Source organism: Desulfobulbus sp. (assembly GCF_031547805.1).
Classification (GTDB): Bacteria; Desulfobacterota; Desulfobulbia; order Desulfobulbales; family Desulfobulbaceae; genus Desulfobulbus.
The window spans coordinates 33,588-46,841 of the sequence record NZ_JAVBRQ010000010.1; the positions used below are offsets into that span (position 1 = coordinate 33,588).

Annotated in this window: 10 protein-coding genes; 6 read left to right on the top strand and 4 right to left on the bottom strand. The window is 55.7% G+C overall.

Annotated features, from left to right (window positions below; genetic code table 11):
* Positions 1–329 precede the first annotated feature (329 nt).
* Positions 330–2,120: an ATP-binding protein gene (locus RMR13_RS03515; protein ID WP_310599255.1), complete on the top strand. Its 1,791-nt coding sequence runs from the start codon at positions 330–332 to the stop codon at positions 2,118–2,120.
* A gap of 9 nt (positions 2,121–2,129) precedes the next feature.
* Positions 2,130–3,485 carry a sigma-54 dependent transcriptional regulator gene (locus RMR13_RS03520; RefSeq protein WP_310599256.1) on the top strand — a complete coding sequence of 452 codons (1,356 nt, stop codon included), beginning with the start codon at positions 2,130–2,132 and terminating at the stop codon, positions 3,483–3,485.
* Between the two features lie 114 nt (positions 3,486–3,599).
* Here RMR13_RS03520 and RMR13_RS03525 read toward each other — a convergent pair whose 3' ends face one another.
* The 3 genes from RMR13_RS03525 to RMR13_RS03535 form a co-directional block, all read right to left on the bottom strand.
* Complete coding sequence (locus RMR13_RS03525; RefSeq protein ID WP_310599257.1) at positions 3,600–4,883, bottom strand: TRAP transporter large permease subunit; 1,284 nt, start codon at positions 4,881–4,883, stop codon at positions 3,600–3,602.
* Positions 4,880–5,572, bottom strand: a complete 693-nt coding sequence (locus RMR13_RS03530) for a TRAP transporter small permease (protein ID WP_310599258.1) — start codon at positions 5,570–5,572, stop codon at positions 4,880–4,882. The genes RMR13_RS03525 and RMR13_RS03530 overlap by 4 nt, the downstream gene beginning before the upstream one ends.
* An 86-nt stretch (positions 5,573–5,658) precedes the next feature.
* Positions 5,659–6,666 (bottom strand): TRAP transporter substrate-binding protein, encoded by a 1,008-nt coding sequence (locus RMR13_RS03535; protein ID WP_409070257.1) that lies wholly within the window; start codon positions 6,664–6,666, stop codon positions 5,659–5,661.
* Between RMR13_RS03535 and RMR13_RS03540 the strand changes: the two genes are divergently transcribed.
* The 4 genes from RMR13_RS03540 to RMR13_RS03555 all read left to right on the top strand — a co-directional run bounded on the left by RMR13_RS03540 (position 6,572) and on the right by RMR13_RS03555 (position 11,148).
* Entirely contained in the window at positions 6,572–6,925 is a 354-nt protein-coding gene (locus tag RMR13_RS03540) for a hypothetical protein (RefSeq protein WP_310599260.1), read from the top strand. The two genes, RMR13_RS03535 and RMR13_RS03540, sit on opposite strands and share 95 nt — an antisense overlap.
* A 322-nt stretch (positions 6,926–7,247) precedes the next feature.
* Positions 7,248–8,294, top strand: a complete 1,047-nt coding sequence (locus tag RMR13_RS03545) for a KamA family radical SAM protein (RefSeq protein ID WP_310599261.1) — start codon at positions 7,248–7,250, stop codon at positions 8,292–8,294.
* 123 nt (positions 8,295–8,417) lie between these two features.
* Complete coding sequence (locus RMR13_RS03550) at positions 8,418–10,004, top strand: GGDEF domain-containing protein (protein WP_310599262.1); 1,587 nt, start codon at positions 8,418–8,420, stop codon at positions 10,002–10,004.
* A gap of 229 nt (positions 10,005–10,233) precedes the next feature.
* Entirely contained in the window at positions 10,234–11,148 is a 915-nt protein-coding gene (locus tag RMR13_RS03555) for a CoA ester lyase (protein ID WP_310599263.1), read from the top strand.
* A gap of 86 nt (positions 11,149–11,234) precedes the next feature.
* On the opposite strand, the gene RMR13_RS03560 is transcribed toward RMR13_RS03555, so the two are convergent.
* Positions 11,235–13,211 carry a pyruvate carboxylase subunit B gene (locus tag RMR13_RS03560; RefSeq protein ID WP_310599264.1) on the bottom strand — a complete coding sequence of 659 codons (1,977 nt, stop codon included), beginning with the start codon at positions 13,209–13,211 and terminating at the stop codon, positions 11,235–11,237.
* Between the last annotated feature and the right edge of the window lie 43 nt (positions 13,212–13,254).

Consider the following 13,254-nt stretch of genomic DNA (forward strand, 5'->3'; position numbering starts at 1 on the left):
GAAGTATCCGCAAGGGTTATATCGCCAAGAGGCGATATAACCCTTTTTTTTGTGCGTGGGGTTGATTTGTCGTTATTCCCGACGCCGCTTGGGCTCGCGCCGCGGTAATGTGGCCGCGGACGTTTTTCCGGGAATCTCCCTGCCAAGGAATGGTCCTGCCTCTTGACAAGCAGCCATGGATGATGTCTGGTTTGCAGCCTGAACGTTGCCGATCCGCTTTTTCTTGATCCGGCTTTTCCGCGAACATGCCGCCAACTTCGCACCAGCCCGCCTCTTACAGCATGAAAGCCTTTCCCCGGATCAATTATTTTCTTGCCCTTTTTATCTATTTGCTGGTCATCGCCTGGAATGTCTGGTGGTCATTTACCTGGCTGTATCACCAAAAATTAAAGGATCTTGCCGAAGAAGGCGCCTCGCGGCTGGAATTGTACAGCACCTATCTGCAGGGAGTTTTAGAAAAATACGAGAATTTTCCCGAACTGCTGGCCAACGACAGGGTGCTGGCGCAGCAGCTCATGACTCCCGCAACACCGGAAAAGGTCGACTTTCTCAATCGTTATCTGGAAAAGATTAACAGGATCAGTCATGCATCGGACATTTATCTCATGGATGACCGAGGATTGACCATTGCGGCCAGCAACTGGCAGGAGCAATCGCCTTTTATCGGGCAAAACTTCGGCTATCGCCCCTATTTTCACCAGGCCATGCAGGGACGACCTGGCAGATACTTTGCCTTGGGCACGACATCGAGCGTGCGCGGCTACTATTTCGCCTATCCGGTGCGTCAACAGGACCGCATTCTCGGCGCCCTTGTCTTGAAGATCAATATCGACTCCGTTGAGGAGAACTGGGGCCATGCCGATCAAACCTTTCTCGTCACCGATTCCGATGGGGTAATTTTTTTATCAACTAACAAGGATTGGCGATTCCAGACGCTTACACCATTGGCGGACGAGCTTCGCCAACGCATTGTCGCCAGTCGGCGCTACCCCAATGTTGCCCTGCAACCTCTCGAGGTAATCAAGACAGAAAACAGCGATGCGGGCAAGATAGTCAGAATTAAGTCAGGATCGCAACACCAGGTGAAAGAATTTCTGCTCCAGACCCACGCCATGGAGCAGGCGGGCTGGAAGGTGCATATCCTGACCGACACCTGGCGAGTAGAGCGGTTTGTATTTCTTGTTTTTGTTGCCTTGAATGCCTTTTTGGCCTTGAGCGTGCTCGTGGTGCTCCTCATCAAGCAGCGCCGCCAGCGCGTGGTTGATCTCAAACGTTTTGAGGACCAGGCCCGTCGCGTTCTCGAGGTGGCCAACGAACAGCTTGAGACCAGGGTCACCGAACGCACGCAGGAACTGACCGAGGCCAACACCTTGCTGCGCAAGGAAATAGAAGACCGCAAGCGAGTGGAGCAGGCCCTGCGCAACACGCGGTCCGAACTGGTACATACCGCCAAGATGGCAGCGCTTGGCCAAATGTCCGCCGGTATCAATCACGAACTGAACCAGCCGCTGGCGGCCATCCGCAGTTACTCGGACAATGGCCGCCAGTTTCTCGCCAAGGGGCGGTTGACGGAAGCCATGTGGAATCTTGAGCAAATCAGCGAACTCACCGACCGGATGGCCCAAATCGGGGTGCAGCTCAAGCAATTTTCGCGCAAGACCAGTGGCCAGTTGAATCGGGTGCCGTTGCACGGTGTCATCGACGGCGCCTTGGAGATTCTGAACCCGGTGGTTCGCAAGACCGATGCCTGGATCAAAGTGGTCATTGATCCCGAAGATCTTGACCTGCGCGCCAACTATGTATTACTCCAGCAGGTTTTGGTGAATCTGGTCAGCAACGCCCTGCACGCTGTCGAAGGCGCGCCGCGACAGGAAATCAATATCCGGGGCTACCGCCACCAAGGTACCGTGATTCTCAGCGTAGCCGATAGCGGGCCGGGCATTGCCCCCGATCACCTGCCGCATATTTTTGAACCGTTTTTCACGACCAAACAGGCAGGTAAGGGACTCGGCCTGGGCCTGACCATTACCGAGCGGATTCTCCATGAAATGAATGGGACCATTCGGGTTGCGGCGACCGAAAGCGGAGCCAAATTCGAGTGTATTTTTGAGGAAACGTGAGCAAAGGCCATGGAAAAAGGGAACAACGTCATTTTCATTGACGATGAAAAGCATATTCGTCAGGCCAACACGCAAACGCTTGAATTGGCCGATTTCAACGTCCTTTGCCTTGAGGACGCCGAAAGCGCTTTTCCTCATCTCTCCATGGATTGGCCCGGCGTGGTCATCTGCGATATTCGCCTACCGCGCATGGATGGCCTCGAATTTTTGCTGCAGGTCCAGAAAATCGATCGCGACCTTCCCGTTATCCTGATTACCGGCCACGGCGACATCTCCACCGCGGTACAGGCCATGCGGGACGGCGCCTATGATTTCATCGAAAAGCCCTATTCGGCGGAACGATTGGTCAAGACCGTGGGCAGGGCATTGGAAAAAAGGGCACTGACCCTTGAAAACCGCATTCTTCGGCAGGAATTGGAAGCGCACAGCGCCCCGGGACCGCGCATCATCGGCAAGACGGAAGCCATGGTACGGCTGCGGGCAACCATTGCCAGGATTGCCGATATCGGCGCCGATATCCTGATTGTCGGCGAAACCGGAACGGGCAAGGAACTGGTTGCCCGGTCGTTGCACGAACACAGCCATCGCCGGACGAAGAATTTCGTGGCCATCAACTGCGGCGCGGTTCCCGAAAGCGTGATCGAAAGCGAATTGTTCGGCCACGAAGCAGGCGCCTTCACCGATGCCAAGATGACCAGGATAGGCAAGTTCGAGCACGCCAACGGCGGCACCCTGTTGCTCGATGAGATCGAATCCATGCCGCTCAGGACCCAGGTCCATCTGCTGCGCGTCCTGCAGGAGAGGGTTTTAGAACGCCTCGGCTCCAACAAACTGATCTCCTTGGACGTTCGGGTGGTGGCCGCCTCGAAGATCAATCTCCTGCAGGCGGCCGAGGCCGGGCAATTTCGCGAAGATCTCTACTACAGGCTCAATGTGGTCTGTCTGGAAATCCCGCCCCTGCGGGCGCGTCTTGAGGATATTCCCCTGCTTTTTCACCACTTTCTCCTGGTGGCTGGCCACAGGTACCAACAGGAAGTTCCGCTGCCGAAACCGGCGCAGATGAACGTGCTCATGGCATACGGCTGGCCCGGAAACGTTCGGGAACTGCGCAACCTGGCCGAGCGTTACGTCCTTTTGGGCAGCCAGCACGGCTGGTCGCTGGAACGATTGTTGTCGGGCACGGAAAAAAAGCAGGATAACAGCCTTGCCGGCCAGGTCGACAGTTTCGAACGGGCGCTGATCGAGCAGGCCCTGCTGGCCAGCAACGGCAGTATCAAGGATGTGATGGATGCCTTGCGCATTCCTCGCAAAACACTCTCCGACAAGATGCGCAAGTACGGTTTGGACAAAAGCGACTACAAATAAGGCCATCCCCTCCGGCAGACAACAAGGCCATGAACAACATGTCTGTCAGAGCAAGGAAAGAATGCCTTGGTGCGGACGTTCCCCCATCGTCCGCCCCAAGGCACCCCCCCGACGCTACATCATGCCGAGCAATTTCGGCAGCCAAATCGAGAGCGGCGGCCAGTAGGTGACCATGATCAGGAAGACGATCATGGCCAAAAGCCACGGCCAGACCGCGATCGTCAACTCGGTGATCCCCATCTTGGTGATGCCCGAAGCCACGTAGAGGTTCAGGCCGACCGGCGGATGGCACATGCCGATCTCCATGTTGACCGTCATCATGACCCCGAAGTGAATCGGATCGATTCCGAGTCTTATTGCCACCGGAAAGAGGATCGGGGCGAAGATCAGCATGATCGACGAAGGCTCCATGAAATTGCCGGTCATCAGCAACAAAACGTTGACCGCGAGCAAAAAGGCGATCGGGCCCAGCCCCTTGTCGAGCAGCCAGTTGGTCAGGTCCTGCGGGATGTTCTCATTGGCCAAGATGAAGGAAAACATGACGGCATTGGTGATAATGTACAGTAGCATCGCCGACATGTTGGCCGAGTTGAGTAGCACCTTGGGCACATCCTTCAACCGCATGTCCTTGTAGATGAAGACGGCGACAAAACAGGAATAGACCGCGCTCATCGCCGCCGCTTCGGTGGGGGTGAAGATGCCCGTATAAATACCGCCCATGACCACGATAATCAGCATCAATCCCCAGGAGGATTCGCGAAAGGTCCGGAAGCGTTCCTTCCAACTGGCCTTGGGCTGGCGCGGATAGTCGAATTTCTTCGCCCGATACCAGGTAAGGAGGCCGAGCATCGAGGCGAGCACCGCGCCCGGAATGACGCCGGCCATGAACAGCGCCCCCACCGAGGTATTGGTGGCCACGGAGTACATGACCATGACGATGGACGGCGGAATCAGGATACCCAGGGCACCCGAGGTGGTGATGACCCCGGCACCGAAGGACTTGGGAAAACCGGCTTTAAGCATCCCCGGCAGCAGGATCGAGCCGATGGCCACCACCGTGGCCGGAGACGACCCGGACACGGCTGCGAACAATGCGCAGGCAACGACACCCGACAGGGCGAGGCCGCCGTACCAGTGGCCCACCAGGGAGGTGGCGAAGTTGATCATCCGCCGCGCCACCCCGCCATGGGTGAGAAAATTGCCGGCGATGATGAAAAAAGGGATCGCCATGATCTCAAATTTTTCGATTCCGGTGAACAGCTTCAGGGCAATCGATTCCAGAGGAACCTGGGTCATGGTAAAGAGAAAGGTCAATACCGTCAAACCCAGCGAAATGGATATGGGCATGCCTGTCAGCATGAGAGCCAGCAGGATGCCGAAAATTATGGCGGCGCTCATCGTGCATCCTCCTTGCTCTTGGTGCTTTTTTCATCCTGTTGGGCATCGCCTTGCAGAACAGCCCGCACCTCCAGGCGTTTTTCCTCGGTTGATACCTGGCCCGTTTCTTCGACGCCGTCGACATGGCCATGGTCATGGTGCGGCAGCTCGCCGCTCCTGATAAAGCTCACCATGACTTGCAGGAAACGAAAGCACATAAGGGACGACCCCAGAGGCACGGCGCTATAGACGATCCAGGTCGGCCATTCGAGATCCGGCGTCGTGGGTCCTTCGGGCAGCGTACCGGTATCGAGGCCGATTGCGTGGAACACCGCGTAATGCATGCCGTTGTCCCACACGAAACTGCCGCCCAGCACCGCCACGATGGACGTGAACAGGGCTCCGGCAAATAACCCGAAGACGATGAACTTGCCCCGGGTCGACCGTTCCATCTGGTTGATCAGCACGTCGACCCCGACGTGGATGCCGGTCCGGACGCCGTAGGCGGCGCCAAACTTAGCCATCCACACGAACATGATAATGCACAGTTCCTGAGCCCATCCGAAATTCAGGGTCAAGAGCCAATCCTGGAGCACCGGAATGGGCCAACCCGCAATATACCGGTGCGCCACGGCCACAAAGATGACCAGGGTCGCCCCCCCCATGAGGAAGGTGATGAACCATTCCTCGAGATGATTGAGAAATTTCATTGCTTCCGCATCCTTCTTCATTAAGCGAGGAGGAAGGCGAGGCCGCCTCCCTCCTCAAAAGTTCATCGTCGTCGGCCGAAAATCGTCTACTTGGTGAAACCCACGGCCTTTTGCACCTCAACCACGGTGTCCTTGCCGATCCGGCTGGCCATTTTCTCGTGCACCGGCACCAAAACCTTCTTGAAGGCAGCCCGCTGCTCGGGGGTAAGGGTCGTGACCTCGGTCTTGCCGGAAGCCTTGACCGACTCCAGATCCTTGTCGTTGGATTCTTTGGCGATCTTGTTGGCGTAATCGGTCGCTTCCTTCATAGCGATTTCAAGCTGGCTGCGGATGTCGGCGGGAAGTCCCTCCCAGAATTTCTTGTTGACGATAACCGCGTAGCCCAGATAGCCATGATCGGTGATGGTCATGTATTTCTGCACTTCGTGCATCTTCTGGGTGTAGAAATTGGAGATCGGATTTTCGGTACCGTCGACAACCCCGGTCTGCAGGGCCTGGTAGACTTCGGAAAACGGCATGACCTGGGGAATGGCCTTCAGTTCACGCATCTGCTCCTCAAGCACCTTGGACGACTGGATGCGCATTTTTTTGCCTTTCAGATCTTCAGGGGCCTTGATCGGGGTATTGGCTGAAAACGATTTGAAACCGTTGTCCCAGTAGGCAAGTCCCTTGATGCCCTTGGCATCCAATTTATCCAGCAATTTCTGGCCGACAGGACCGTTGGTGACCTTGTGCAACTCCTCGTAGCCGTTAAAAATGTAGGGAAGGTCAAACACCTCGAAATCCTTGACCCCAAGCGGACCGAATTTCGCCAGGGACGGCGCCAGCATCTGTACCGCTCCGAGCTGCAAGGCCTCCATCTCTTCCTTGTCTTTGTAGAGCTGGCTGTTCGGATAGACCTCGATCTTCACCTTGCCCTGGGTCAATTCTTCGGCCCGTTTCTTGAAAAATTCGGCCGCATTTCCCTTGGGAGTGTCAACCGCAACGACGTGGCTGAACTTGATGACGATCGGCTCGGCAAATGCCGGCGCTGCCAAAAAAACCGTGGAAATCGTCAACGCCCCAATTGCCTTGGCTACTGTCCTGAACATGATTTTCCTCCTCGTTTTGTTGTTTGACCTGCTGTGCCCTTCTTCAAGCGTCCTCCTGCTTCAGGCCGGAAGCCGCCATTTTGCGTTTTGCCCCATTAATCGTTTTAGCAAAATAAAGACCAGCGGGACCATTATGGATAACCACCTTGAATTTCGTTCAAACCCTACTGATATTTACCGACTCGTCGACCCGAACAGGCGGATTTCCGCCAATCCCACCCGCAACACGCGCGGAAATCCGCCCAATTTTCAAGCCGCCTGAACAACGATCCGACCTACAAGCGGAACAAAATCCTCAGTCCGGATTGCATCCGCAGCGATGTGGCCAATCATACATCTGCATCGGACAAGTGCCGCCCCTCTCTGCCGCCATCCGCGATCTGGTCGTCGAAATCAAAAAACAACGTTGCCAGAACACTCGTTGCGACATAATATCCGCGCACTTGATTGCCTCGGCATTCGCCCCTTGCCACAGCCGAGGCGTCGGCGTGCCAGTCCTGCCCACCATGGTGCCGGACCGAAGCGAGCGGCCATTGCCTGTTCGCTCTTTCGGCCCGCCAAGAGCCTCATCCCGTTCAGGATCAATGTCCAAGCACAGCCTTCTTTCCTCGGCCTTCATCACCACGCCGGAGCACCTCGCCCAGGCCCTTGACATTGCGGTCGAACCGTTGCGGGCCGTGCATGCCGTCTACCCGCTACGAGTGAGCCGCTATTACCTCGAACTGATCAAACAGCACGGTCTGCCGCTCTGGCGGCAGGCAGTGCCCGACCCGCAGGAATTGACCGATGCCGACGGCCTGGTCGATCCCCTTGACGAAGAAAACCTCAGCCCGGTCCCCTGTCTGGTGCACAAATACCCGGATCGGGCCCTGCTGCTCGTGGCCGGCGAGTGCGCGATGTACTGTCGGTTCTGCACCCGAAAACGGAAGGTCGGCAAACAGGAAATGACCATTGACGACGAGGCGATTGCCGCCGCCCTTGCCTATCTCAGGCGCACGCCGGCCATCTCCGATGTGTTGATTTCAGGAGGCGATCCGTTCATGCTCCCCCTGGCCCGGCTCGAACGCATCCTCAAGGCGTTACGGAGCATCCCCTCCATTGTCACCATCCGCATCGGTACCCGCATTCCCTGCACCCTGCCCATGCGAGTCACGCCACGGCTGGCGGCGATGCTGAAGAAATATCATCCGCTTTACATCAACACCCATTTCAACCATCCAGCCGAAATCACGCCCGAAGCGGAGCTGGCCTGCGCCCGGTTGGCCAATGCGGGCATTCCTCTGGGGTGCCAGACCGTGCTGCTGCGGGGGGTCAACGACCGTGCCGAAATCATCCGGGAACTGCTGTATGGGCTGCTGCGCATCCGGGTCAAACCCTATTATCTTTTTCAGGCCGACCTGACCAAAGGAACCTCCCATTTTCGCACCACCGTGGATTGCGGTCTTGCCATCATGCGCCACCTGATCGGACATGTCACCGGCCCGGCAGTGCCCACCTATGCCCTTGATGCGCCGGGCGGCGGCGGCAAGATCCCCTTGACCCCGGCCTATATCCAGCATTTGGACGAGTCCCTCGAGTTCACGACTTATCAGGGATATCAGTGTTCCTACCCCAATCGAATTTATCCGTGACAAATATTCTTATGCATTTTCTTGGAGAATCCCTAAAAACAATCTATACTAACCATTGAACATATTTCTTTAAATTCCTCTTCAAATATATCTGGATCTTTGTATCCTTTGGATACCAAGCCTATGGCAGGATCAAACAGCAATGCCGAGCAGGTGTTGGCGCGCGTTCTTACCTCAAAGGACCTGCCGACCCTGCCGATCATAGCCTCCAAGCTGCTGGAATTGACGGCTCTCCCGGAAGTTACGCTGACGGATATCGCAAACCTGGTCAGCCAGGACATGGCACTTTCAACCAAGGTTCTGCGGGTGGCCAACTCGGCCTTTTACAGTTTTCCCCAACAAATCTCGTCGATTAACCAGGCGGTTTCGATTCTCGGACTCAATGCGGTCCGCAGTCTGGTGCTTAGTTTTTCCCTGCTCTCCATCGGCAACAAGCAAAAGAATTCACAGTTTGATTTCGAACAATTCTGGGAACGCTCACTGGTCGAGGCGGCAGCGGCGCGTCTTATTTTCGAGCAGGTAACAAACACGGACTCCGAAGAAGTCTTTACCTGCGGCCTGCTACAGAATATCGGCCAATTGGTTCTCGCCATCACCCTACCCCAGCAATATGCCCAGGTCCTTGCCCGCACAGCGGATTCATCCGGCCATGTCGCGGCAAATGCCGACTGCGCGGAGGTCGAACGGGATATTCTCGGCGTATCACACGCCGATGTGGGCTACGCAGTGGCCAAAGAATGGGAGTTGCCTGAAAGTCTGCTGCTGCCGATTAAATATCATCATGATCCGGCCGCATTTACCGGCACCACGTTGCGGCACCAACAGATCGTTCGGGCCACCTACTTGGCAAACCTGCTCGTCGAATTTTTTTATTCCGACAGCCCGGAGCGCTATCACAAACAGTTTAGAAACGAAGCCAAGCAACTTCTCGGCCTCAAGGTACTGGGAGTGAACACCGTCCTCAAACTGATCGATAAAGTCATTGACCAGGCGGCGCAGTATTTCGGCATCAAGATCAAGCCGGTCAAATCGGTGGCGGAAATTCTCCAAGAGGCCAATCTCAGGCTGAGCCTGATCAATCTCTCGTACGAGGAGATGAACCGCGAACTGATCAAGTCCAAAATGGAGCTGGAAAAACTGACGGAAGAGTTGGCGCAGAAGAACCGGCTGCTGGAAAATTTGGCCAACATCGACGGCCTGACCGAAATCAACAACCACCGCTTCTTTCAAAATTTTCTCGACTCGGAGATCAATCGATCCATTCGCAGCGACCGCCCCATTTCCCTGCTCCTGGCCGATATCGATTACTTCAAGAAATTCAATGACACCTATGGCCATCAGACCGGAGATTTTATCCTGAAGGAATTTTGTCGGATCAGCAAGGACGTCATTCGTGAATACGACCTGATCGCACGTTACGGCGGCGAAGAATTTGCCTTTGTCCTGCCGGAGACGGATCAGGAAGAAGCAATGCTGGTGGCGGAAAAACTTCGGCAGACAACCGAGGATTATGTTTTCGATGATGGAACCAATTCCTACCAAGTGACCATCAGTGTGGGGATAGCCTCCGCCTTTCCGGCCAGGCATGAGTTCAATAAAAACTTGTTCATCGGTCTGGCGGACGAAGCCCTGTACGAGGCAAAACATTCCGGCCGCAACCGAGTTTCATTGGGTTCCTCAAAACGAAAAAAGAAATGGTTCGCTTTCTGAAAAACGCGAACTGATCGCGGCGAGCCATTGCCATGGCGCAAGGTACGATTTGTCGCGATTTGTCGCCGCACTGAGATTTTCAAACGACTAGCTTTCCCCCCCGCAGAAAAAACAAAAGAAACAGTCAACATTTTGACCGTTTTCTGCTACCTTATTTGCGCTTTTTCTTGATTTCTTTTCACTTTCCGTTGCTTCCACTTTACTGTTTTCCTTGGCCAAAGGAGGGTCTATGAAACCGCGTCGGTCCAATTTATCTGTACCTGGGCATATGAAGAAGATGCATGGCAAGGCAAGCGAAAGCCTGGCCGATGTCATCATGCTTGATCTGGAAGACAGTGTCCCGGTCGAGGAGAAAGCAAATGCCCGGACCCAGGTCATCGATTCACTGCTGAACTTCGATTGGTCCCGGAAAACGGTCACCGTGCGCATCAATGCCCTGGACACTCCCTTTGCCTACCGGGATTTGCTGGAGGTGGCGGAACAGGCCGGCCACATCATCGATGCCATCGTCATTCCCAAGGTCAACCACCCCGGCGATATCTACTTTGCCGACCGCTTGCTTGACGGCATCGAACAGAGCAGAAATGCATCAACGCCCATCGGTATCGAGGCCTCCATCGAGACAGCCGAAGGCTTGTTGCGGGCGACCGACATCGTCGCGGCCAGCAGCCGGGTACGAACCTTGGTTTTCGGTATAGCCGATTATTCCGCTTCCATCGGCGCCCGCCTGGTCTCGATTTCCGGGCACGGTGAGAAAGAGGAAGAATTATACCCGGGGCATCGCTGGCATTTCGCCATCAGTAACATGGTCATGCATGCCAAGGCCCATGGCGTGATGGCCATCGACGCCCCATACGGCAACTTCAAAGACGCCGACGGATTGCGCCGTTCAGCAGTTATGGCTTGTGCCTTGGGCTGTGACGGCAAGTGGGCCATCCACCCTTCCCAAATCGACACCATCAACGAAGTTTTCACGCCCTCGGCGGATGAAATCGCCTTGGCCGCCAAAGTTATCGAGGCCAATGCCAAAGCCAAGGCGGAAGGCAAGGGCGCGATTGCAGTGGAAGGAAGAATGGTTGACCAGGCCACGGTGCGGCTGGCAACCAAGCTGTGGGAGCAGGCCAGATACTTGAACTTGGTGTAAGCACACCTTCGCAGCCTCTTTGACACAAAAAAAGGGGAGCGCCCATCAGGGCGCTCCCTTTTTTATTGCTCAATAAAGAAGCTGGATCAGCCAATAACGGCCAAAAGTGCATCTTTGGCAACAGAGTCACCTGAACCGCAGCACAGCTGCTTAACAGTACCGTCACACGGTGCAGTCAGGTTGTTCTCCATCTTCATGGCCTCAAGCACGACAACGGCGTCGCCTGCCTTGACAGCGTCACCGACATTGACCAGATACTTGACAACCATGCCAGGCATGGGTGCCAGCAGCGGTGTGCCACCTTCAACCGCTACAGGAGCGGCAGCCGGTGCAGCAGCGGCCTTGGGTGCAGCAGGGGGTGCGGCGGCGGCAGCCTTGGGGGCACCGGCGGCGGCGGCAGGACGCGGAGCGGCAGCAACCACCGGCTGGAAGTCACCGGTCGGGTCAACCTCGACATTGAAATACTCGCCATCAACAAAGACATTGAAGGTGCGAATGTTTGCGGTCTTCTCAGGAGTTGCGGCCTTGGCCTCGACAAGCTTGCCAGCCTTGGCTTTGGCAACCAGATCATCGCGCTTTTTGACATCGTCGAGGGTGATCGGCTTGACCTCAGCCGGTGCCTGGGTAACGCCATACTTCCACTCAAGGAACTTCTTACCGGTCACCGGATAGATAGCGTAGAGCACCAGATCGTCGATGTCCTTGGCCAAATCGCCGATGTCCTTCTTGGCTTTCTCGAGTTCGGGTTCGATGACCTCGGCCGGACGGCAGGTGATCGGGGTTTCGCCACGAGAATAGCCTTTCAATGCCTTTTTCTGTAGTTCGGCATCGATCGGTACTGCAGTTTTGCCGTAGAGACCGTAGCACAGATCCTTGACCTGGGCGGTGATCATCTTGTAGCGCTCTTCGGGGGTATCGAAGAGTACGTTGTTAACGGTCTGGATGCCGACGATCTGGCTAGTCGGGGTGACCAGCGGGATCTGGCCGAGTTCCTTACGAACCCGCGGCAGTTCTTTGTAGACCTGATCGATTTTGTCCAGAGCATCCATCTCGCGCAGCTGGTTGACCAGGTTGGAGAGCATGCCGCCCGGAGTCTGATGCAGGAGAACGTTGATGTCGATGGTCGAGATCTTGGAATCGTCGAGCAGGTGCTTGTACTTCGGCATGACTTCCTTCTCGAGGACCACGTTGATGGCGGCCAGCTTCTTGATGTCGAAACCGGTGTCGCGGTTGGTTCCGAGCAGGGCCATGACCAACGGCTCAATGGCCGGATGGGCAGTCCGATAAGCATACGGGGTCATACAAGTGTCAACGATATCGACACCTGCCTCGATGGCTTTCAGATGGCTCATGGATGCCATACCGGAGGTGAAATGGCTGTGCAGATGAACCGGGGTCTTGGTCACAGCCTTAATGGCCTTGACAATCGCGTAGGCATCGTAAGGAGCGATCAGACCGGCCATATCCTTGATACAGATGGAGTCGGCTCCCATGGCATCGAGGTCTTTGGCCTTGTTGACATAGTAGTCGAGGTTGTACACCTCGCCACCAAGACGCGGCTCGGTCAGGGTGTAGCAGATGCAACCCTGGAAGTGCTTGCCGCTCTTCTTGATCTGCTTGACCACGGTCTCGAAGTTACGATAATCGTTGAGGGCGTCGAAGGTCCGGAACACATCCATACCGTTCTCGGCGGCGCGATCGACGAAGGCGGTGGCCAGATCGTCGGCGTAGTTCCGATATCCGACCAGGTTCTGGGCGCGAAGCAGCATCGAAAACGGGGTTTTCTTGATGTAGCGCTTCAGGGTGCGGAGACGCTCCCACGGATCCTCGTTGAGGAAACGGTGCATGGTATCGAAGGTGGCACCGCCCCAGGTCTCAATGGCCCAGAAACCAACCTCGTCCATCATCTCTGCAATCGGAATCATATCCTCGGTCCGGCCGCGGGTGGCGAACAGAGACTGGTGGCCGTCACGAAGGCTCAAGTCCATTACCTTGACCGGATTTTCAGCTTTCGGCCGGTCGATTGCGTAATTCATGGCGGTCATTTTTACTTGGTCGCTCATTTTCAGTATCTCCCTGTTATACGTTTTCGTTGAACGTCAATGT